Source organism: Shewanella sp. KT0246 (genome assembly GCF_019654955.1).
In the GTDB taxonomy this organism is placed as follows: Bacteria; Pseudomonadota; Gammaproteobacteria; order Enterobacterales; family Shewanellaceae; genus Shewanella; species Shewanella goraebulensis.
In genome coordinates, this window is sequence record NZ_BPEV01000043.1 from 17,419 (window position 1) to 36,092 (window position 18,674).

Annotated in this window: 32 protein-coding genes; all 32 read left to right on the forward strand. The window is 44.3% G+C overall.

Features of this window, described 5'->3' with window-relative positions:
• Positions 1-131: 131 nt before the first annotated feature.
• Positions 132-506 carry a 30S ribosomal protein S12 gene (gene rpsL / locus K5Q58_RS17625; RefSeq protein WP_102529393.1) on the forward strand — a complete coding sequence of 125 codons (375 nt, stop codon included), beginning with the start codon at positions 132-134 and terminating at the stop codon, positions 504-506.
• Between the two features lie 77 nt (positions 507-583).
• Positions 584-1,054: a 30S ribosomal protein S7 gene (gene rpsG / locus K5Q58_RS17630; RefSeq protein ID WP_220755195.1), complete on the forward strand. Its 471-nt coding sequence runs from the start codon at positions 584-586 to the stop codon at positions 1,052-1,054.
• Positions 1,055-1,133: 79 nt separating this feature from the next.
• The gene (gene fusA, locus K5Q58_RS17635) at positions 1,134-3,230 is read left to right on the forward strand and encodes an elongation factor G (RefSeq protein WP_220755196.1); all 2,097 of its coding nucleotides are present in this window, start codon (positions 1,134-1,136) and stop codon (positions 3,228-3,230) included.
• 71 nt (positions 3,231-3,301) lie between these two features.
• A complete protein-coding gene (gene tuf, locus K5Q58_RS17640; protein WP_220755197.1) occupies positions 3,302-4,486 on the forward strand; it encodes an elongation factor Tu in 1,185 nt (394 codons plus the stop codon).
• A gap of 332 nt (positions 4,487-4,818) precedes the next feature.
• Complete coding sequence (gene rpsJ, locus K5Q58_RS17645; RefSeq protein WP_055026509.1) at positions 4,819-5,130, forward strand: 30S ribosomal protein S10; 312 nt, start codon at positions 4,819-4,821, stop codon at positions 5,128-5,130.
• Between the two features lie 27 nt (positions 5,131-5,157).
• The gene (gene rplC / locus K5Q58_RS17650) at positions 5,158-5,796 is read left to right on the forward strand and encodes a 50S ribosomal protein L3 (protein ID WP_102529389.1); all 639 of its coding nucleotides are present in this window, start codon (positions 5,158-5,160) and stop codon (positions 5,794-5,796) included.
• 16 nt (positions 5,797-5,812) lie between these two features.
• A complete protein-coding gene (gene rplD / locus K5Q58_RS17655) occupies positions 5,813-6,418 on the forward strand; it encodes a 50S ribosomal protein L4 (RefSeq protein ID WP_055026507.1) in 606 nt (201 codons plus the stop codon).
• Positions 6,415-6,717: a 50S ribosomal protein L23 gene (gene rplW, locus K5Q58_RS17660; protein ID WP_102529388.1), complete on the forward strand. Its 303-nt coding sequence runs from the start codon at positions 6,415-6,417 to the stop codon at positions 6,715-6,717. Before rplD ends, rplW begins: the two co-directional genes overlap by 4 nt.
• A 16-nt stretch (positions 6,718-6,733) precedes the next feature.
• The gene (gene rplB / locus K5Q58_RS17665) at positions 6,734-7,558 is read left to right on the forward strand and encodes a 50S ribosomal protein L2 (protein ID WP_055026505.1); all 825 of its coding nucleotides are present in this window, start codon (positions 6,734-6,736) and stop codon (positions 7,556-7,558) included.
• Between the two features lie 15 nt (positions 7,559-7,573).
• Entirely contained in the window at positions 7,574-7,852 is a 279-nt protein-coding gene (gene rpsS, locus K5Q58_RS17670) for a 30S ribosomal protein S19 (RefSeq protein ID WP_006083596.1), read from the forward strand.
• Between the two features lie 15 nt (positions 7,853-7,867).
• On the forward strand, positions 7,868-8,200 hold the full coding sequence (rplV, locus tag K5Q58_RS17675; RefSeq protein WP_076543228.1) for a 50S ribosomal protein L22: 333 nt from the start codon (positions 7,868-7,870) through the stop codon (positions 8,198-8,200).
• Between the two features lie 12 nt (positions 8,201-8,212).
• Positions 8,213-8,902: a 30S ribosomal protein S3 gene (gene rpsC / locus K5Q58_RS17680; RefSeq protein WP_153916413.1), complete on the forward strand. Its 690-nt coding sequence runs from the start codon at positions 8,213-8,215 to the stop codon at positions 8,900-8,902.
• An 11-nt stretch (positions 8,903-8,913) separates the two neighbouring features.
• Positions 8,914-9,324, forward strand: a complete 411-nt coding sequence (gene rplP / locus K5Q58_RS17685) for a 50S ribosomal protein L16 (RefSeq protein WP_055026502.1) — start codon at positions 8,914-8,916, stop codon at positions 9,322-9,324.
• Positions 9,324-9,515 (forward strand): 50S ribosomal protein L29, encoded by a 192-nt coding sequence (gene rpmC, locus K5Q58_RS17690; protein WP_011635647.1) that lies wholly within the window; start codon positions 9,324-9,326, stop codon positions 9,513-9,515. The genes rplP and rpmC overlap by 1 nt, the downstream gene beginning before the upstream one ends.
• On the forward strand, positions 9,515-9,763 hold the full coding sequence (rpsQ, locus tag K5Q58_RS17695) for a 30S ribosomal protein S17 (protein WP_220755198.1): 249 nt from the start codon (positions 9,515-9,517) through the stop codon (positions 9,761-9,763). The genes rpmC and rpsQ overlap by 1 nt, the downstream gene beginning before the upstream one ends.
• A 218-nt stretch (positions 9,764-9,981) precedes the next feature.
• Positions 9,982-10,350 (forward strand): 50S ribosomal protein L14, encoded by a 369-nt coding sequence (gene rplN, locus K5Q58_RS17700; protein ID WP_055026500.1) that lies wholly within the window; start codon positions 9,982-9,984, stop codon positions 10,348-10,350.
• An 11-nt stretch (positions 10,351-10,361) separates the two neighbouring features.
• A complete protein-coding gene (gene rplX, locus K5Q58_RS17705) occupies positions 10,362-10,676 on the forward strand; it encodes a 50S ribosomal protein L24 (protein ID WP_055026499.1) in 315 nt (104 codons plus the stop codon).
• Positions 10,677-10,688: 12 nt separating this feature from the next.
• The gene (gene rplE, locus K5Q58_RS17710) at positions 10,689-11,228 is read left to right on the forward strand and encodes a 50S ribosomal protein L5 (RefSeq protein ID WP_055026498.1); all 540 of its coding nucleotides are present in this window, start codon (positions 10,689-10,691) and stop codon (positions 11,226-11,228) included.
• A 10-nt stretch (positions 11,229-11,238) separates the two neighbouring features.
• Complete coding sequence (gene rpsN / locus K5Q58_RS17715; protein ID WP_153916415.1) at positions 11,239-11,544, forward strand: 30S ribosomal protein S14; 306 nt, start codon at positions 11,239-11,241, stop codon at positions 11,542-11,544.
• A gap of 24 nt (positions 11,545-11,568) precedes the next feature.
• Positions 11,569-11,961, forward strand: coding sequence for a 30S ribosomal protein S8 (gene rpsH / locus K5Q58_RS17720; RefSeq protein ID WP_102529382.1), 393 nt, complete (start codon positions 11,569-11,571; stop codon positions 11,959-11,961).
• A gap of 10 nt (positions 11,962-11,971) precedes the next feature.
• The gene (gene rplF, locus K5Q58_RS17725; protein ID WP_153916416.1) at positions 11,972-12,505 is read left to right on the forward strand and encodes a 50S ribosomal protein L6; all 534 of its coding nucleotides are present in this window, start codon (positions 11,972-11,974) and stop codon (positions 12,503-12,505) included.
• 10 nt (positions 12,506-12,515) lie between these two features.
• Positions 12,516-12,866, forward strand: a complete 351-nt coding sequence (gene rplR / locus K5Q58_RS17730; protein ID WP_153916417.1) for a 50S ribosomal protein L18 — start codon at positions 12,516-12,518, stop codon at positions 12,864-12,866.
• A 12-nt stretch (positions 12,867-12,878) separates the two neighbouring features.
• Positions 12,879-13,382, forward strand: coding sequence for a 30S ribosomal protein S5 (gene rpsE / locus K5Q58_RS17735; RefSeq protein WP_102529380.1), 504 nt, complete (start codon positions 12,879-12,881; stop codon positions 13,380-13,382).
• 6 nt (positions 13,383-13,388) lie between these two features.
• Complete coding sequence (rpmD, locus tag K5Q58_RS17740) at positions 13,389-13,571, forward strand: 50S ribosomal protein L30 (RefSeq protein WP_076543219.1); 183 nt, start codon at positions 13,389-13,391, stop codon at positions 13,569-13,571.
• Positions 13,572-13,573: 2 nt separating this feature from the next.
• Entirely contained in the window at positions 13,574-14,008 is a 435-nt protein-coding gene (gene rplO / locus K5Q58_RS17745; protein ID WP_102529379.1) for a 50S ribosomal protein L15, read from the forward strand.
• Between the two features lie 7 nt (positions 14,009-14,015).
• Positions 14,016-15,356 (forward strand): preprotein translocase subunit SecY, encoded by a 1,341-nt coding sequence (secY, locus tag K5Q58_RS17750; RefSeq protein ID WP_055026490.1) that lies wholly within the window; start codon positions 14,016-14,018, stop codon positions 15,354-15,356.
• Positions 15,357-15,377: 21 nt separating this feature from the next.
• Positions 15,378-15,491 carry a 50S ribosomal protein L36 gene (rpmJ, locus tag K5Q58_RS17755; RefSeq protein ID WP_006083579.1) on the forward strand — a complete coding sequence of 38 codons (114 nt, stop codon included), beginning with the start codon at positions 15,378-15,380 and terminating at the stop codon, positions 15,489-15,491.
• A 120-nt stretch (positions 15,492-15,611) separates the two neighbouring features.
• Positions 15,612-15,968, forward strand: a complete 357-nt coding sequence (rpsM, locus tag K5Q58_RS17760; RefSeq protein WP_076543217.1) for a 30S ribosomal protein S13 — start codon at positions 15,612-15,614, stop codon at positions 15,966-15,968.
• Between the two features lie 15 nt (positions 15,969-15,983).
• Positions 15,984-16,376 (forward strand): 30S ribosomal protein S11, encoded by a 393-nt coding sequence (gene rpsK / locus K5Q58_RS17765; RefSeq protein WP_011635661.1) that lies wholly within the window; start codon positions 15,984-15,986, stop codon positions 16,374-16,376.
• A gap of 32 nt (positions 16,377-16,408) precedes the next feature.
• The gene (gene rpsD / locus K5Q58_RS17770; RefSeq protein ID WP_102529378.1) at positions 16,409-17,029 is read left to right on the forward strand and encodes a 30S ribosomal protein S4; all 621 of its coding nucleotides are present in this window, start codon (positions 16,409-16,411) and stop codon (positions 17,027-17,029) included.
• Positions 17,030-17,053: 24 nt separating this feature from the next.
• Positions 17,054-18,043, forward strand: a complete 990-nt coding sequence (locus tag K5Q58_RS17775; protein WP_055026487.1) for a DNA-directed RNA polymerase subunit alpha — start codon at positions 17,054-17,056, stop codon at positions 18,041-18,043.
• Between the two features lie 41 nt (positions 18,044-18,084).
• Positions 18,085-18,480: a 50S ribosomal protein L17 gene (gene rplQ, locus K5Q58_RS17780; protein ID WP_102529376.1), complete on the forward strand. Its 396-nt coding sequence runs from the start codon at positions 18,085-18,087 to the stop codon at positions 18,478-18,480.
• Positions 18,481-18,674 lie beyond the last annotated feature (194 nt).

Here is an 18,674-nt window from a genome sequence, read left to right on the forward strand (position 1 = left end):
GAAATTGCACGAAAAGTTGTCTATTTCTTGACAGTTGGCCATTACCTTTCTAAACTTTCGCGTCCCATCATAGTGGGATATAGATTTTTCACACAAAATTGTTGAGATTATTCAACTGAACGGAGCTATTCATGGCAACTGTAAACCAGTTGGTACGTAAGCCTCGCTCGCCAAAAGTCGAAAAGACTAATGTGCCAGCGTTGGATTCGTGTCCACAAAAACGTGGTGTTTGTACTCGTGTTTACACTACAACACCTAAAAAACCTAACTCTGCACTACGTAAAGTAGCACGTGTTCGCTTAACTAACGGTTTCGAAGTTACTTCGTACATCGGTGGTGAAGGTCACAACTTGCAGGAACATAGTGTAATTCTAATCCGTGGCGGTCGTGTTAAAGATCTACCGGGTGTGCGTTACCACACTATTCGCGGTGCATTAGATTGTGCTGGCGTTAGTGCTCGTCGCCAAGGCCGTTCTAAGTACGGTGCTAAGCGTCCTAAGTCATAACTTGTCCGTTTAAGTAAGGCCAAGCTAGTTAAAAATATTCCAGTTTTGGAAATACCTGAAGCATACGGAGAATTGTTATGCCAAGACGTCGCGTTGTAGGACAACGTAAAATCCTACCAGATCCAAAGTTTAAAAGTGAGTTGTTGGCTAAGTTCATCAACGTCATTATGGTTGACGGTAAAAAGTCAACTGCTGAAAAAATTATCTACAAGGCTCTTGATGTTGTCGCTGAAAAGAAAAGCGAAGAACATTTAAGTATCCTTGAAGCAGCTCTTGATAATGTTCGCCCTTCAGTCGAGGTTAAATCTCGTCGTGTTGGTGGTTCAACTTATCAAGTACCATGTGAAGTTCGTCCAGTGCGTCGTAACGCACTAGCGATGCGCTGGTTAGTTGAAGCTGCTCGCAAGCGTGGTGAAAAATCTATGGCTCTACGTCTAGCAGGTGAAATGTTAGATGCATCTGAAAACAAAGGTACTGCTGTTAAGAAGCGTGAAGACGTGCATCGCATGGCTGAAGCTAACAAAGCCTTTGCTCATTACCGTTGGTAATTTGATGGAGTGGGCGTTAGCCCACTCCATATTGTTGATATTTTCTAAAGCATTTGCTTTAGGTGAGAGGGTATAAATAGTGGCTCGTACAACCCCAATTGAGCGTTATCGTAATATCGGTATTGTTGCTCATGTGGATGCAGGTAAAACTACCACAACAGAACGTGTTCTGTTCTATACCGGTTTGTCTCATAAAATCGGTGAGGTGCATGACGGCGCCGCTACTACAGACTGGATGGTACAAGAGCAAGAGCGTGGTATTACTATCACCTCAGCTGCTGTAACAACCTTCTGGCGTGGTATGGATGCTCAATTCACCGAACATCGCATTAATATCATCGATACCCCTGGTCACGTTGATTTTACTATTGAAGTAGAGCGCTCATTACGCGTACTTGATGGAGCTGTAGTTGTATTCTGCGGTTCATCAGGCGTAGAGCCTCAATCAGAGACTGTTTGGCGTCAAGCTAACAAGTATGAAGTCCCTCGTATGGTGTTCGTCAATAAGATGGACCGTGCAGGTGCTGACTTCGATAGTGTCATTGACCAAATCCGTAATCGCTTAGGTGCTACTTGTGTTCCGATTCAATTGAATATTGGCGCAGAAGAGAACTTCAAAGGGGTTATTGATTTAATTAAGATGAAAGCGATTAACTGGTCTGAAGAAGATCAGGGAACGACTTTCTCTTATGAAGAAATTCCTGCAGATCTTTTAGCCAAGGCTGAAGAGATGCATGAGTATCTAGTGGAAAGTGCAGCAGAAGCCTCTGATGAATTAATGGAAAAGTATCTTGAAGAAGGCACTTTATCTGAGTCAGAGATAAAACTTGCACTACGTCAGCGCACTATTAACAACGAAATCGTTTTAGCAACTTGCGGTTCTGCTTTTAAGAACAAAGGTGTTCAAGCGGTGTTGGATGCGGTAGTTGACTATCTTCCTGCTCCTGTCGAAGTTCCTGCTATTAAGGGTGTCGATGAGAATGAGAATGAAGTGGAACGCCCATCAGACGATAACGCACCATTTGCTGCGTTAGCGTTTAAAATTGCGACTGATCCATTTGTTGGAACTTTAACCTTTATCCGTGTATATTCAGGCGTACTAGAGTCGGGTGCTGCAGTTTACAATTCTGTTAAACAGAAACGTGAACGAGTAGGTCGAATCGTACAAATGCATGCAAATGACCGTACAGAGCTGAAAGAAGTTCGTGCTGGTGATATTGCTGCGGCAATTGGTTTAAAAGAAGTGACAACAGGCGATACTCTTTGCGCAAACGATCACAAAGTGATTCTAGAGCGTATGGAGTTTCCAGAACCTGTAATTACCATTGCCGTTGAGCCTCGCTCTAAAGCAGACCAAGATAAAATGGGGATTGCGCTACAAAAGTTAGCGGCTGAAGATCCCTCTTTTAGAGTGGAAACTGATGAAGAGTCAGCTCAAACATTGATTTCTGGCATGGGTGAATTACATTTAGATATTATCGTAGACCGTATGCGTCGCGAATTTAATGTCGAATGTAACGTTGGTAAACCTCAGGTTGCCTATCGTGAAACAATTCGCTCTTCAGTTGAAGTGGAAGGTAAATTCATACGCCAATCTGGCGGACGTGGTCAATTTGGTCATGTTTGGTTGAAGATTGAACCATTGGAAGATGGTGCAGGCTATGAATTTGTCAATGAAATTGTTGGCGGTGCAGTTCCTCGTGAATTCATCCCTTCAGTAGACAAAGGTATTCAAGAGCAAATGAAAAACGGTGTTTTAGCCGGTTATCCTATGCTCGATGTGAAAGTAACTTTATTTGATGGCTCATACCATGATGTCGATTCAAATGAGATGGCTTTCAAGATTGCTGGTTCAATGGGCTTCAAAAAGGGTGCGCTAGAAGCAAGCCCTGTGTTACTAGAACCAACAATGAAAGTGGAAATTACCACTCCTGAAAATAACATGGGCGACGTAGTAGGTGATTTAAACCGACGTCGAGGTGTGATTGATGGAATGGACGACGGCTTGGGTGGTGTTAAAATTATCCATGCTACCGTACCGCTTTCAGAAATGTTTGGTTATGCTACTGATTTGCGTAGTGCAACTCAGGGGCGTGCTTCTTACTCTATGGAGTTTGCTAAGTATGCTGACGCACCATCAAACATTGCAAATGCGATTATTGAATCACGTACCTAAAATTATTTAGGTGCTTAACTAAATGTTATATAGCTCGTACTCGAGCACTTCTGAAAAGAAAGGAATATATCGTGGCTAAAGAAAAATTTGAACGTAGTAAACCACACGTAAACGTGGGTACAATTGGTCACGTCGACCATGGTAAAACTACTCTAACTGCAGCTATTTCAGCTGTATTAACGAAAGCATACGGCGGTGACGTTCGTGATTTCGCTCAAATCGATAACGCTCCAGAAGAGCGCGAGCGTGGTATTACAATTAATACTTCTCACATCGAATATGACACACCTACACGTCACTACGCACACGTAGATTGTCCTGGTCACGCCGATTATGTTAAAAACATGATTACTGGTGCTGCTCAAATGGACGGTGCTATCTTAGTAGTTGCTGCTACAGATGGTCCAATGCCACAAACACGTGAGCACATCCTGCTTTCACGTCAGGTTGGTGTACCTTTCATCATCGTATTCATGAACAAATGTGACATGGTTGACGATGAAGAACTACTTGAATTAGTAGAAATGGAAGTTCGTGAACTTCTTTCTGAGTATGACTTCCCAGGTGATGACTTACCAGTTATCCAAGGTTCTGCGCTTAAAGCTCTTGAAGGCGACGAAGCTTGGGAACCAAAGATCATCGAACTAGCTGAAGCTTTAGATTCGTACATCCCAGAGCCAGAGCGTGACATTGATAAGCCGTTCCTACTTCCTATTGAAGATGTTTTCTCAATTTCAGGTCGTGGTACAGTTGTTACTGGTCGTGTTGAGCGTGGTATCATCCGCGTTGGTGAAGAAGTTGAAATCGTTGGTGTTAAAGACACGACTAAGACTACTTGTACTGGTGTTGAAATGTTCCGCAAGCTTCTTGACGAAGGTCGTGCTGGCGAAAACTGTGGTGTTCTTTTACGTGGTACTAAGCGTGAAGATGTTGAGCGTGGTCAAGTATTGGCACAGCCAGGCACTATCACTCCTCACACTACATTCGAATCAGAAGTATACGTGTTAAGCAAAGAAGAAGGCGGACGTCACACTCCATTCTTCAAAGGCTACCGTCCACAGTTCTACTTCCGTACAACTGACGTAACTGGTACTATCGAGCTTCCAGAAGGCGTAGAAATGGTAATGCCTGGTGATAACATCAAGATGGTTGTTACACTAATCTACCCAATCGCGATGGACGACGGTTTACGTTTCGCTATCCGTGAAGGTGGCCGTACTGTTGGTGCTGGTGTTGTAGCTAAAATCGTTGCTTAATAGCGACCTTTAGTAAACACTTTAAAAAGGAAGCTTCGGCTTCCTTTTTTGTTTTTATTGCTTTTTGTTTTTATCCCTGTAAAATCCACCGCCTTGAACAAATGAACTAGATTGAAGAGTTTTTGTTCGAAGGGGTTGATCTCTCATCTGATATCTGTATAATTCCCCTTCGCTGTCCTAGACAGTGTAATATAATGTTTAATCATAAGGATTATTCATTTTCATAATTGACTCCGATTGGGAGTCTACGGTTAAATCATCTCGCTCTGCTTTTCCATTGGGAAGAAGCTAGAGGGTGATTTTTTATGTGTGCATTTTAGGAGCTCTGGTCAATGCAGAACCAAAGAATCCGTATCCGCTTGAAAGGATTTGATCATCGTTTGATCGATCAATCAACAGCGGAAATCGTTGAAACTGCTAAGCGTACAGGCGCTCAGGTTCGTGGTCCAATTCCACTGCCTACGCGTAAAGAACGTTATACCATTTTGACTTCTCCGCACGTCAACAAAGACGCTCGTGACCAATACGAAATTCGTACTCACAAGCGCTTAGTTGACATCGTAGAGCCAACTGAAAAGACTGTAGACGCATTAATGCGTTTAGATCTTGCCGCTGGTGTCGACGTTCAAATTAGCTTAGGTTAATTGAGATCCTTAGAAGAGGTTTGAAAGATGGCTATCGGTCTTATTGGTCGTAAAGTGGGTATGACTCGCATCTTCACAGAAGATGGCGCTTCTATCCCTGTAACAGTGATTGAAATTGCTGGTAACCGTGTTACTCAAGTGAAAACTTTAGAAACTGACGGATACCGTGCTCTTCAAGTAACTACTGGTACCAAAAAAGCCAATCGCATCACCAAACCAGAAGCAGGTCATTTTGCTAAGAGCGGCGTTGAAGCCGGTCGAGGTTTATGGGAATTGCGTTTGGCTGATGGTGAATGTGAAGGCGTTGAAGTTGGTGCTGAACTTAATGTTGATATCTTCGCAGATACAGCAAAAGTTGATGTTACTGGTCAATCTAAAGGTAAGGGCTTCCAAGGCGGTATTAAACGCTGGAATTTCCACGCTCAAGATATGACACATGGTAACTCTTTGGCTCATAGATCTAATGGTTCTATCGGTCAAAACCAGACACCTGGTCGCGTTTTCAAAGGTAAGAAAATGTCTGGCCACATGGGTGCCGAGCAAGTAACTACTCAAAATCTAGACGTTGTACGTGTAGATGCAGAGCGTAACTTGTTATTGGTAAAAGGTGCTGTTCCTGGCGCTACCAATGGTGACTTGATTATCAAGCCAGCCGTTAAAGCATAGGTCTGAGGAGATAGTAATGGAATTGGTATTGAAAGACGCGCAAAGCGCTCTTGAAGTTTCCGAAACTACCTTCGGCCGTGACTTTAACGAGGCATTGGTTCATCAGGTAGTTGTAGCTTACGCTGCAAACGCGCGTCAGGGCACTCGTGCTCAACAGACTCGTGCGGAAGTAACTGGCTCAGGCAAAAAGCCTTGGCGCCAGAAAGGCACAGGCCGAGCTCGTGCCGGTAGTGTTAAAGGCCCGATCTGGCGTGGCGGTGGCGTAACATTCGCTGCTAAAACTCAAGATCACAGCCAAAAAGTTAACAAAAAGATGTACCGTGGTGCTTTAAAGAGCATTCTTTCTGAATTGGTACGTCAAGAGCGTTTAGTCGTTGTTGAATCTTTTGGTGTTGAAGCTCCTAAAACTAAAGAGCTTAAAGCTAAACTGAAAGAAATGAACTTAGAAGACGTTCTAATTGTTACTGCAGATGTTGATGAGAATTTATTCTTAGCAGCACGCAACTTATACAAGGTTGACGTACGTGACGTAGCGGGTCTAGACCCAGTTAGTCTAATCGCGTTCAACACTGTTCTTGTTACTGCTGATGCAGTGAAGCAAATCGAGGAGATGCTAGCATGATCACCGAAGAACGTTTGCTAAAAGTTATTCTTGCTCCACATATCTCTGAAAAGAGTACTGTACTAGCTGAGAAAAACAACACTGTAGTTTTCCGCGTAGCAATCGATGCGACTAAAGCAGAGATTAAAGCTGCTGTAGCTCAGCTATTCGAAGTTGAAGTTGATAGTGTCCGCACTTTGGTAAACAAAGGCAAAACTAAGCGCACTGGTGGCCGTGTTGGTCGTCGTAGCGATTGGAAAAAAGCCTATGTAACTTTAGCTGCTGGTGCTGACATCGATTTCGTTGGCGGCGCTGAGTAAGCAAAGGAGAATTATCATGGCAGTTATTAAGTGTAAGCCAACCTCTCCAGGTCGTCGCCACGTTGTTAAAGTGGTGAACAGCGACTTGCATAAAGGGAAACCTTTTGCAGGCCTGTTGGCTAAGAAATCTAAAAGTGGTGGCCGTAACAATACTGGTCGTATCACTGTTCGTCACGTAGGTGGTGGACACAAGCAGCATTACCGTATTATTGACTTTAAACGCAATAAAGATGGTATCCCTGCAAAAATCGAACGTCTTGAGTATGATCCGAACCGTACAGCTAACATCGCGTTAGTACTATACGCAGACGGTGAGCGTCGTTACATTCTTGCTGCTAAAGGCATGCAAGCTGGTGACGCTATCCAATCTGGTTTGGATGCAGACATCAAAACTGGTAACGCAATGCCGCTTCGCAACATCCCAGTGGGTAGTGTTGTGCACGCAGTAGAAATGAAACCTGGTAAAGGTGCTCAAATCGCGCGTTCAGCTGGTGCTTATGTTCAAGTTGTTGCTCGTGATAACCAATATGCAACTTTACGTCTTCGCTCTGGCGAAATGCGCAAAGTTCCAGTTGATTGTCGCGCAACATTCGGTGAAGTTGGTAATGCCGAGCACATGCTACGCCAGTTAGGTAAAGCAGGTGCTAAACGCTGGAGAGGCGTACGCCCTACAGTTCGTGGTGTTGCAATGAACCCGGTTGACCATCCACATGGTGGTGGTGAAGGCCGTACTTCTGGTGGACGTCACCCAGTGAGTCCATGGGGTGTGCCAACTAAGGGTTATAAAACTCGTAGTAATAAGCTCACCGACAAGTACATCGTACGTCGTCGTAATAAATAGTAAGAGGATTCGCCCATGCCACGTTCTCTCAAGAAAGGTCCTTTCATTGACCTGCACTTGCTGAAGAAGGTAGAGAAAGCGATGGAAGCGGGAGATAAAAAACCAATTAAGACTTGGTCTCGCCGCTCAATGATCATCCCAAATATGATTGGGTTGACCATCGCTGTCCATAATGGTCGTCAGCACGTACCTGTGTTCGTAACTGACGAAATGATCGGTCATAAGCTTGGTGAATTTTCACCAACTCGCACTTATCGCGGCCATGCTGCAGATAAGAAAGCGAAGAAGCGTTAATACGGGAGACATAAGATGGAAGTTTTAGCTAAACATCGTTTTGCCCGTACGTCTGCGCAGAAGGCCCGTCTAGTTGCTGATCAAATTCGAGGTTTGCCTGTTTCTAAGGCTCTTGAAATTTTGACCTTCAGCCCTAAGAAAGCCGCCGTACTGGTTAAGAAAGTACTAGATTCAGCTATCGCAAACGCCGAACACAACGAAGGTGCAGATATCGATGAGCTTAAAGTTGGCCAAGTCTTCGTTGACGAAGCACCAACTATGAAGCGCATCATGCCTCGTGCCAAAGGCCGCGCTGATCGTATCATGAAGCGTACCAGCCACATTACTGTGGTTGTATCAGATCGCTAGGAGAAGAGAGCAATGGGACAGAAAGTACATCCTAATGGTATCCGTCTGGGTATCACAAAGCCTTGGATCTCTACTTGGTACGCCGATAAAGCAGATTATGCAAATAATTTGCACAGCGACTATGAAGTTCGTCAATATCTCACTGAGAAATTGAAGGCTGCATCAGTATCTAAAATCGTTATCGAGCGTCCTGCGAAGAGCATCCGCGTTACTATTCACACTGCCCGTCCAGGTGTTGTGATTGGTAAGAAAGGTGAAGACGTTGAAGTATTACGTGCATATGTATCTAAAATTACAGGCACTACTGCTCAAATCAACATCGCTGAGATCCGCAAGCCTGAGTTAGACGCAAAGCTTGTTGCTGACAGTATTGCACAGCAATTAGAGCGTCGCGTTATGTTCCGTCGCGCTATGAAGCGTGCAGTTCAAAACGCAATGCGCATTGGTGCTCAAGGTATCAAAGTTGAAGTGAGCGGCCGTTTAGGCGGTGCTGAAATCGCACGTTCTGAATGGTATCGTGAAGGTCGTGTACCTCTACATACCTTACGTGCTGATATCGACTATTCTACTTCTGAAAGTCACACTCAATATGGTGTGATTGGTGTTAAAGTTTGGATCTTCAAAGGCGAAGTTCTAGACGGTATCATCCCAGCTTTAGAAGAGCCGAAGCAACAGCCGAAGCGCAAGCCTCGTGGTAAATAGGAGAAACTTTTATGCTGCAACCTAAACGTATGAAGTTTCGCAAGATGTTCAAGGGCCGCAACCGTGGTCTAGCGAACGGTACTGAAGTTAGCTTTGGTACTTTCGGTTTGAAAGCAGTCGGCCGTGGCCGTTTAACTGCACGTCAAATTGAATCTGCACGTCGTGCCATGACACGTCACATTAAACGTCAAGGACAAATTTGGATTCGAGTTTTCCCTGACAAGCCTATTACCTCTAAGCCTCTTGAAGTGCGTATGGGTAAAGGTAAAGGTAACGTTGAATACTGGGTATGTCAGATTCAACCTGGTAAGGTTCTTTATGAGATGAATGGTGTATCTGAAGAGTTAGCGCGTGAAGCGTTTGCTTTAGCATCTGCCAAGCTTCCTATTAAGACTACCTTCGTAACTAAGACGGTGATGTAATGAAAGCGAGCGAACTAAGAGAAAAGAGCGTTGAAGAACTTAACGCTGAACTACTTGGTCTGCTGCGTGAGCAGTTTAACCTGCGTATGCAACACGCTACTGGTCAGTTGACTCAAACGAATCAATTGAAATTAGTGCGTCGTAACATTGCACGTGTTAAGACCATTATTACTTCTAAGGCAGGTGTGTAATGTCTGATAAAGCCCGTACTATGCAAGGTCGAGTTCTTAGCAACAAAATGGATAAGTCTATTACTGTTGCTATTGCACGCCAAGTGAAACATCCTATTTATGGGAAGTACATTAAGCGTACAACTAAGATCCATGCACATGACGAAACAAATCAGTGTAACGAAGGTGACGTAGTGACTATTAGTCAGTGTCGTCCTCTTTCTAAGACTAAGTCTTGGACACTAGTTGAAGTAGTAACAAAGGCCTAATATTTCATTAGGTTATAGTAAACGGCTCCAAAGTTTGGGGCCGTTTGTTTTTTTCTGCTATGCAATCCAAAATATTGGTGTTATACTTGCGCGCCATTTTTGACTAAATTGTTGTTGATTGGTTTTACATCAAACGAGAACAGGTTAGCTCATTAAATGGTCGAAATGATGATCCCAATGTTGGGATTTTGTGTAGTAACGATAGCGGAGCACTTAAAATGATCCAAATGCAATCGACTCTAGACGTCGCGTGTAACAGTGGCGCTCGTAGAGTTCAGTGTATTAAGGTCTTGGGTGGCTCTCATCGTCGTTATGCCGGTATCGGCGACGTCATCAAGGTTTCTGTTAAAGAAGCTATTCCTCGCGCTAAAGCGAAGAAAGGTGATGTATATAACGCGGTGGTAGTCCGTACTAAGAAAGGCGTACGTCGTCCAGATGGTTCTGTCATTCGCTTCGATCGGAATGCAGCAGTTTTGCTTAACGCAAACCTTGCACCGATTGGTACTCGTATTTTTGGACCAGTGACACGTGAATTGCGTACAGAGCAGTTTATGAAAATCGTCTCTCTGGCACCAGAAGTACTGTAAGGAGCTTCAAAATGGCAGCTAAAATCCGTCGTGAAGACGAAGTAATTGTACTAGCAGGTAAAGATAAGGGTAAACGCGCAAAAGTTTCTCAAGTCCTACCTACTGGTAAGTTGATTGTTGAAGGCATCAATCTTGTTAAAAAACACCAAAAGCCAAACCCACAATTGGGCGTAACTGGTGGCGTTATCGAGAAAGAAGCACCGATACAAGCATCAAACGTAGCGATCTTTAACCAAGCCACAGGCAAGGCAGATCGTGTTGGTTTCCGATTCGAAGACGGCAAAAAAGTCCGTTTCTTTAAATCGAATAGTGAACTCATTAAGTAAACGGAGTAAACGATGGCGAAACTGCATGATAAATATCAAGAGACTGTTATCGCGGAACTTTCTAAAAAGTTCGGTTATACCAGTGTCATGCAAGTCCCTCGGATTGAAAAAATCACCCTTAATATGGGTGTAGGCGAAGCAGTTGCAGACAAGAAAGTTATGGAGCATGCGCTCCGTGATATGACTGCAATCGCTGGTCAAAAGCCAGTTGTAACTGTTGCACGTAAATCAGTTGCTGGTTTTAAAATCCGTGAAGGCTACCCTATTGGCTGTAAAGTTACCCTACGCGGTGAGCGTATGTGGGAATTTTTAGAGCGTTTAGTTGACATTGCAATCCCACGTATTCGTGACTTCCGTGGCCTAAGCGCAAAAGCGTTTGACGGTCGTGGTAACTACGCAATGGGTGTGCGTGAGCAAATCATCTTCCCAGAAATCGATTACGATAAAATCGATAAGATTCGTGGTATGGATATTGTTATCACTACTACTGCGAAGAATGATGAAGAAGGTCGTGCTTTGTTAGACGCATTTAACTTCCCATTCAAGAAATAAGGGTAGCATAATGGCAAAATCATCTATGAAAGCACGTGAAGCAAAGCGTGCACAGCTCGTAGCTAAATATGCTGAAAAGCGTTTAGCACTTAAGGCTTTAATCAGCGCTCCTGATACTTCTGAAGAAGATCGTTGGGATGCTGTGCTTAAGTTACAAGCTCTACCTCGTGATTCTAGCGCTGCGCGTCAACGCAACCGTTGTAATCAAACTGGTCGCCCACATGGTGTTCTACGTAAATTCGGCCTTAGCCGTATTAAACTACGTGAAGCAACTATGCGTGGTGAAGTTCCTGGTCTGCGTAAGGCCAGCTGGTAAGCACTTGTCACGGAGTAAGCTAATATGAGCATGCAAGATCCTATTGCGGATATGTTAACACGTATTCGTAACGGCCAAGCTGCTAACAAAGTATCAGTTAAGATGCCTTCAGCTAAGTTAAAAGTAGCAATTGCGAAATTACTTAAAGACGAAGGTTATATTACTGACTACGCCGTAGCAGAAGAAGCCAAGCCTGAATTAGAAATCACTTTAAAGTATTTCCAAGGCAACCCAGTCGTTGAGACTATCCAGCGCGTTTCTCGCCCAGGTCTTCGTATTTACAAAGGTAAACACGAACTTCCAAAGGTGATGGGCGGACTAGGTGTCGCAATTGTGTCCACTTCTAAAGGCTTGATGACCGATCGTGCTGCCCGCCTAAATGGCATGGGTGGCGAGGTTATCTGCTACGTAGCGTAAGGAGCTAGGTATGTCACGTGTCGCAAAAGCACCAGTGTCTATTCCTACCGGCGTAGAGGTGACCTTAAACGAACAGACTATTACTGTAAAAGGTACTAAAGGTAGTCTGACTCGAGAAATCAACAAAGCGGTAAATGTTGAACTAGAAAACGGCGTACTAACGTTTGGTCCAGTTGAAGGCGTTTCTAACGCTTGGGCTCAAGCAGGTACTGCTCGTGCACTAGTAAACAACATGGTTGTTGGTGTATCTGAAGGATTCGTTAAGAAATTAAAGTTAATTGGTGTTGGTTACCGTGCAAAAATTGCTGGTAAAGACATTGACCTAACTTTAGGTTTCTCACACCCTTTGGTTCACAAACTGCCCGCAGGTGTTACTGCAGAGTGTCCTAGCCAAACTGATATCGTACTTTCGGGTGTTGATAAGCAGTTAGTTGGTCAGGTCGCTGCTGAGATTCGTGGATACCGTCCACCAGAGCCTTATAAAGGCAAAGGTGTTCGCTATGCAGACGAACAAGTACGCCGTAAAGAGGCTAAGAAGAAGTAGGTAACGCGATATGGATAAGAAAACATCTCGCTTACGCCGCGCTACTCGCGCTCGTAAGAAGATCCAAGAGCTGGGCGTGAATCGTCTGGTTGTACATCGTACACCGCGTCACATTTATGCTCAGGTTATTAATCCTGAAGCTCAGGTAGTGGCAGTTGCTTCAACCGTTGAGAAAGCGGTTAAAGAGCTACTAAAGAGTACCGGTAACGTAGACGCGGCTAAAGCAGTGGGTAAAACTGTTGCTGAGCGTGCGATCGAGAAAGGTGTAACTTCGGTTGCATTCGACCGTTCTGGTTTCAAGTATCACGGACGCGTAGCAGCACTAGCTGACGCAGCTCGTGAAGCTGGCCTGAAATTCTAAGGGGTTATAAAAATGGCTAAATTAGAAGCTCAGCAGAAAGACGATTTGCAAGAAAAATTAATTGCAGTTAATCGTGTTTCTAAAGTAGTTAAAGGTGGTCGTATCTTTAGCTTCACCGCACTAACAGTGGTAGGTGATGGTAACGGTAAGATTGGCTATGGCTATGGTAAAGCGCGCGAAGTTCCAGCTGCTATTCAAAAAGCAATGGAAAAAGCCCGCCGTAACATGGTAACCGTAGAGCTGAATGCAGGTACTCTGCATCATCCAGTTAAAGGTCGCCATACTGGTTCGCGTGTTTACATGCAACCAGCATCGGAAGGTACCGGTATTATCGCCGGTGGCGCAATGCGTGCCGTATTGGAAGTTGCAGGCGTTCATAACGTTCTGTCTAAAGCATACGGTTCTACTAACCCGATCAACATCGTTCGCGCAACTGTAGATGCGTTGGTGCACATGAAGTCACCATCACAAATTGCAGCTAAGCGTGGCCTGAATGTTGATGAAATTCGAGGTTAATGCACCATGGCTACTAAAACGTTTAAAGTAACACAGACAAAGAGTGCGATTGGTCGTTTGCCAAAGCACCGTGCCTGTTTATTAGGTCTAGGCCTAAGACGTATTGGCCACACTGTTGAAGTAGAAGATACTCCTTCTGTTCGCGGTATGGTTAATAAAGTTTACTACATGGTTAAGGTGGAGGATTAATAATGCGTTTAAATACTCTATCTCCAGCAGCAGGCTCTAAGCGTGCTCCTAAGCGTGTAGGTCGTGGTATTGGTTCTGGTTTAGGTAAAACTGCCGGTCGTGGTCATAAGGGACAAAAGTCTCGTTCTGGCGGCGGTGTGCGTATCGGTTTTGAGGGTGGTCAAATGCCTCTTAAAATTCGTTTACCTAAGTTCGGTTTCACTTCACGCAAAGCTTTGGTTTCAGCTGAAGTTCGTTTACTAGAACTAGCAAAAGTTAACGGTGATGTTATCGACCTTAACGCTCTGAAAGATGCGAACGTAATTACTCGCAACATACAGTTTGCGAAAATCGTTCTTTCAGGTACCATTGAACGCCCAGTGACCGTAAAAGGTCTGAAGGTAACCAAAGGTGCACGTGCAGCTATTGAAGCTGCCGGCGGTAAGATCGAGGAATAATACGTCGATGGCAAAACCAGGACTTGATTTAAAAAGCGCGAAAGGCGGTTTATCAGAATTGAAAACTCGTCTCCTGTTCGTGATTGGTGCAATTATCGTCTTTAGAGCCGGTTCGTTTGTACCAATTCCTGGTATTGACGCAGCTGTGTTAGCAGAGTTGTTTGCTCAACAAAAAGATACCATCCTAGGCATGTTTAACATGTTCTCGGGTGGTGCTTTAGAGCGTGCTTCTATCTTTGCTCTTGGTATCATGCCGTATATTTCGGCATCGATTATCATGCAGTTGTTGACTGTGGTTCATCCTGCCCTTGCTGAATTGAAAAAAGAAGGCGAGTCAGGAAGAAAGAAGATCAGTCAATATACAAGATACGGAACGCTTGTGTTGGGTACACTCCAATCAATCGGTATCGCGACAGGTTTACCAAGCCTAGTACCTGGCCTTGTTGCCAATGTAGGTTTTGGTTTTTACTTTGTAGCAGTTGTCAGCTTAGTGACAGGAACAATGTTCCTTATGTGGCTAGGTGAACAGATTACCGAGCGTGGTATTGGTAATGGTATCTCGATATTAATTTTCGCAGGTATTGTTGCTGGTCTACCTTCTGCTATCGGCCAAACGGCTGAACAGGCTCGTCAAGGTGATTTGAATGTACTGGTACTGTTGTTATTAGCGGTAATTGTATTTGCTGTAACTTATTTGGTTGTATTTGTAGAACGTGGTCAACGTCGTATCGTCGTTAACTACGCTAAGCGTCAACAAGGCCGTAAGGTGTTTGCTGCGCAAAGTACTCATTTACCACTTAAAGTTAATATGGCAGGTGTAATTCCACCAATTTTTGCATCCAGCATTATTTTGTTCCCAGGCACACTGGCTCAGTGGTTTGGACAAAATGAGTCTATGTCATGGTTAAGCGATTTCGCTTTAGCTGTGTCACCAGGACAACCGCTGTATTCATTATTGTATGCGACAGCTATCGTATTCTTCTGTTTCTTCTATACTGCGTTGGTATTTAACCCACGCGAGACAGCAGATAACTTGAAGAAGAGTGGTGCGTTCATTCCTGGGATTCGTCCTGGAGAACAGACTTCGCGTTACATTGATAAAGTAATGACCCGCTTGACATTAGCAGGCGCGATATACATTACCTTTATCTGCTTAATTCCGGAGTTCATGTTAATTGCGTGGAAAGTACAGTTCTATTTCGGCGGTACTTCACTACTAATTATTGTAGTCGTAATCATGGACTTCATGGCTCAGGTTCAGACCCATATGATGTCTCATCAGTATGAGTCTGTTATGAAGAAAGCTAACTTAGTTAACAAAGCGAATTTAGATCGCTTTGGTCGCTAGTTGCTTTAACGGAGTGATGAAATGAAAGTTCGAGCTTCCGTGAAGAAGATCTGCCGTAATTGCAAGATCGTCAAGCGTAGTGGCGTTGTACGTGTGATTTGTGTTGAACCAAAACACAAACAGCGTCAAGGCTAAAAAAAAGATATTTGCTCAGCTCATTAATGGGCTGAGCAAATAATGTTTGCAAATTTGTCGGCTGTCGAGTATCCTTTCGGGCTTTTCGCAGTTGACCTTTAACATTTTAAGGAGTGCATAGTGGCCCGTATCGCTGGCATTAACATTCCTGATCAAAAGCATACAGTCATCGCATTGACTGCTATTTTTGGTATTGGACGTACACGCGCTAGAGAAATCTGCGCAGCTACTTCAATTGCTGAAGATGCTAAGATCAAGGAATTGAGCGAAGCTCAAATAGATATTCTACGCGAAGAAGTTGCCAAATACTCAGTAGAGGGTGACTTACGTCGTGAGATTTCAATGAACATCAAGCGTCTTATGGATCTTGGTTGTTATCGTGGTCTCCGTCATCGTCGTAGCCTGCCTCTTCGTGGGCAACGTACTAAGACCAATGCGCGTACGCGTAAAGGTCCACGTAAACCAATTAGAAAGTAACGGAAGGTATACCAAATGGCTAAAGTTCCGTCACGTTCTCCGCGTAAGCGCGTACGTAAACAGGTTGCAGATGGCATGGCTCATATCCATGCTTCTTTCAACAACACTATTGTCACCATTACAGATCGTCAAGGTAATGCGTTGTCATGGGCTACCTCAGGTGGTTCAGGTTTCCGTGGTTCACGTAAATCTACACCATTCGCTGCACAGGTTGCTGCTGAGCGTGCAGGTATTGCTGCTCAAGACTACGGCGTTAAAAACCTTGAAGTTTTCGTAAAGGGTCCAGGTCCAGGTCGTGAATCAGCCATCCGTGCGCTGAATGCTGTTGGTTATAAAATTACCAACATTACCGATGTGACACCTATCCCTCATAATGGCTGTCGCCCACCTAAAAAGCGTCGTGTATAACACAGCGTTTATAGGATAGTTGGAGAAAGATCATGGCAAGATACTTGGGTCCTAAGCTCAAGCTCAGCCGCAGAGAAGGTACAGACCTTTTCCTAAAAAGCGGTGTGAGAGCAATCGATTCGAAGTGTAAGCTTGAAGCTGCACCTGGTCAACATGGCGCTCGTAAGCCACGTTTATCAGAGTACGGTTTACAGCTACGCGAGAAACAAAAAGTTCGTCGTATGTACGGTGTGCTAGAAAAGCAATTCCGTAACTACTACAAAGAAGCCGCACGTCTGAAAGGCAACACAGGTGAAAACTTGTTGGGTCTTTTAGAAACTCGTTTAGATAACGTTGTTTATCGTATGGGTTTTGGTGCGACTCGTGCAGAATCACGTCAATTAGTAAGCCACAAATCAATCGTGGTTAACGGTCGTGTTGTTAACATTCCGTCATTCAAAGTGTCTGCGAATGATGTTGTAAGCATCCGTGAAAAGTCACGCACTCAAGCACGTATCAAAGCGTCTTTAGAAGTTGCTGGCCAACGCGAAAAGCCTACATGGGTAGAAGTCGACAATGCTAAGATGGAAGGTGCTTTCAAGCGTCTACCAGAACGTAGCGATTTGTCTGCGGATATTAACGAACAGCTGATCGTCGAGCTTTACTCTAAGTAAAGCTAACAAACAAGAGAGGACACAATGCAGGGTTCTGTTACAGAATTTCTTAAACCGCGTCTCGTTGACATAGAGCAGGTTAACCCAACTCGTGCCAAGGTTACGCTAGAGCCACTTGAACGTGGTTTTGGTCACACATTAGGCAACGCGTTGCGTCGAATCTTATTGTCGTCTATGCCTGGCTGTGCAGTTACAGAAGTCGAAATCGACGGTGTATTGCATGAATACAGCAGTAAGGAAGGCGTTCAAGAAGATATCCTAGAGATATTGCTTAACCTTAAAGGTTTAGCAGTAAATATCGAGGGTAAAGATGAAGCTTTACTTACTTTAAGTAAGTCAGGCACAGGCCCTGTTACTGCAGCAGATATCACTCATGATGGCGATGTAACCATTATGAATCCTGATCATGTTATCTGTCATTTGACAGGTAATAATGATATCAGCATGCGTATCCGCGTTGAGCGTGGTCGCGGTTATGTACCAGCTTCGGCTCGTGCACAAACTGAAGACGATGATCGCCCAATCGGTCGTTTGTTGGTTGATGCTTCATTCTCACCAGTAGCTCGCATTGCATACAATGTAGAAGCTGCTCGTGTTGAACAACGTACTGATTTGGATAAACTCGTTATTGATATGACCACTAATGGTACTATCGATCCTGAGGAAGCAATTCGTCGTTCTGCAACAATTTTAGCTGAACAGCTAGATGCGTTTGTTGAATTACGAGATGTCACCGAAACAGCAGTTGTAGAAGAGAAACCGGAATTTGATCCGATTCTGTTGCGTCCTGTCGACGATTTAGAGCTAACTGTACGTTCAGCCAACTGTTTGAAGGCTGAAGCGATTCATTACATCGGAGATCTCGTACAGCGCACTGAAGTTGAGTTGCTCAAGACTCCTAATTTAGGTAAGAAATCTCTTACTGAAATTAAGGATGTATTAGCGTCTCGCGGACTGTCTTTAGGTATGCGTCTTGAGAACTGGCCTCCAGCTAGTTTAGCAGACGACCTATAAGTCCCAGGTTAGTACAGATTAAAGATTATAAGGATTAGGTCATGCGCCATCGTAAGAGTGGTCGTCAACTAAACCGCAACAGCAGTCATCGCCAAGCTATGTTTCGTAACATGGCTTGCTCAATAGTTCGTCATGAGATCATCAAGACAACTGTAGCAAAAGCGAAAGAACTGCGCCGCGTAGTTGAGCCTCTGATAACACTAGCTAAAGTAGACAGCGTTGCAAATCGCCGTTTAGCTTTCGCTCGTACCCGCGACGCTGAAGTTGTAGGTAAGTTATTCACAGAATTGGGTCCACGCTTCCAGGAACGTCCTGGTGGTTACACTCGTATTCTAAAGTGCGGTCTACGTACCGGTGATAAAGCTCCAATGGCTTTCATCGAATTAGTAGGTCGTCCTGAAGCTGCTGAAGCTGTTGAAGTTGAAGCTGCTGAGTAATTATTAATTACTCACCTAAAAACCGAGCTTAGGCTCGGTTTTTTTATGCTTAAAATTTAAAATATGACTCAATCATAATTTATCAATTCTACAAACAAACACTTGCAAGCTCGTTCTTTTCTGTTCTCCTAACCTGGCTCACTGGCTCACTGGCTCACTGGCTCACTGGCTCACTGGCTCACTGGCTCACTGGC

Excerpts from the sequence above, each read along its gene's own strand:
- rpsL (WP_102529393.1), top strand. The coding sequence starts at position 132 with ATGGCAACTGTAAACCAGTTGGTACGTAAGCCTCGCTCGCCAAAAGTC.
- rpsG (WP_220755195.1), top strand. The coding sequence starts at position 584 with ATGCCAAGACGTCGCGTTGTAGGACAACGTAAAATCCTACCAGATCCA.
- rpsJ (WP_055026509.1), top strand. The coding sequence starts at position 4,819 with ATGCAGAACCAAAGAATCCGTATCCGCTTGAAAGGATTTGATCATCGT.
- rplC (WP_102529389.1), top strand. The coding sequence starts at position 5,158 with ATGGCTATCGGTCTTATTGGTCGTAAAGTGGGTATGACTCGCATCTTC.
- rplD (WP_055026507.1), top strand. The coding sequence starts at position 5,813 with ATGGAATTGGTATTGAAAGACGCGCAAAGCGCTCTTGAAGTTTCCGAA.
- rplW (WP_102529388.1), top strand. The coding sequence starts at position 6,415 with ATGATCACCGAAGAACGTTTGCTAAAAGTTATTCTTGCTCCACATATC.
- rplB (WP_055026505.1), top strand. The coding sequence starts at position 6,734 with ATGGCAGTTATTAAGTGTAAGCCAACCTCTCCAGGTCGTCGCCACGTT.
- rpsS (WP_006083596.1), top strand. The coding sequence starts at position 7,574 with ATGCCACGTTCTCTCAAGAAAGGTCCTTTCATTGACCTGCACTTGCTG.
- rplV (WP_076543228.1), top strand. The coding sequence starts at position 7,868 with ATGGAAGTTTTAGCTAAACATCGTTTTGCCCGTACGTCTGCGCAGAAG.
- rpsC (WP_153916413.1), top strand. The coding sequence starts at position 8,213 with ATGGGACAGAAAGTACATCCTAATGGTATCCGTCTGGGTATCACAAAG.
- rplP (WP_055026502.1), top strand. The coding sequence starts at position 8,914 with ATGCTGCAACCTAAACGTATGAAGTTTCGCAAGATGTTCAAGGGCCGC.
- rpmC (WP_011635647.1), top strand. The coding sequence starts at position 9,324 with ATGAAAGCGAGCGAACTAAGAGAAAAGAGCGTTGAAGAACTTAACGCT.
- rpsQ (WP_220755198.1), top strand. The coding sequence starts at position 9,515 with ATGTCTGATAAAGCCCGTACTATGCAAGGTCGAGTTCTTAGCAACAAA.
- rplN (WP_055026500.1), top strand. The coding sequence starts at position 9,982 with ATGATCCAAATGCAATCGACTCTAGACGTCGCGTGTAACAGTGGCGCT.
- rplX (WP_055026499.1), top strand. The coding sequence starts at position 10,362 with ATGGCAGCTAAAATCCGTCGTGAAGACGAAGTAATTGTACTAGCAGGT.
- rplE (WP_055026498.1), top strand. The coding sequence starts at position 10,689 with ATGGCGAAACTGCATGATAAATATCAAGAGACTGTTATCGCGGAACTT.
- rpsN (WP_153916415.1), top strand. The coding sequence starts at position 11,239 with ATGGCAAAATCATCTATGAAAGCACGTGAAGCAAAGCGTGCACAGCTC.
- rpsH (WP_102529382.1), top strand. The coding sequence starts at position 11,569 with ATGAGCATGCAAGATCCTATTGCGGATATGTTAACACGTATTCGTAAC.
- rplF (WP_153916416.1), top strand. The coding sequence starts at position 11,972 with ATGTCACGTGTCGCAAAAGCACCAGTGTCTATTCCTACCGGCGTAGAG.
- rplR (WP_153916417.1), top strand. The coding sequence starts at position 12,516 with ATGGATAAGAAAACATCTCGCTTACGCCGCGCTACTCGCGCTCGTAAG.
- rpsE (WP_102529380.1), top strand. The coding sequence starts at position 12,879 with ATGGCTAAATTAGAAGCTCAGCAGAAAGACGATTTGCAAGAAAAATTA.
- rpmD (WP_076543219.1), top strand. The coding sequence starts at position 13,389 with ATGGCTACTAAAACGTTTAAAGTAACACAGACAAAGAGTGCGATTGGT.
- rplO (WP_102529379.1), top strand. The coding sequence starts at position 13,574 with ATGCGTTTAAATACTCTATCTCCAGCAGCAGGCTCTAAGCGTGCTCCT.
- secY (WP_055026490.1), top strand. The coding sequence starts at position 14,016 with ATGGCAAAACCAGGACTTGATTTAAAAAGCGCGAAAGGCGGTTTATCA.
- rpmJ (WP_006083579.1), top strand. The coding sequence starts at position 15,378 with ATGAAAGTTCGAGCTTCCGTGAAGAAGATCTGCCGTAATTGCAAGATC.
- rpsK (WP_011635661.1), top strand. The coding sequence starts at position 15,984 with ATGGCTAAAGTTCCGTCACGTTCTCCGCGTAAGCGCGTACGTAAACAG.
- rpsD (WP_102529378.1), top strand. The coding sequence starts at position 16,409 with ATGGCAAGATACTTGGGTCCTAAGCTCAAGCTCAGCCGCAGAGAAGGT.
- K5Q58_RS17775 (WP_055026487.1), top strand. The coding sequence starts at position 17,054 with ATGCAGGGTTCTGTTACAGAATTTCTTAAACCGCGTCTCGTTGACATA.
- rplQ (WP_102529376.1), top strand. The coding sequence starts at position 18,085 with ATGCGCCATCGTAAGAGTGGTCGTCAACTAAACCGCAACAGCAGTCAT.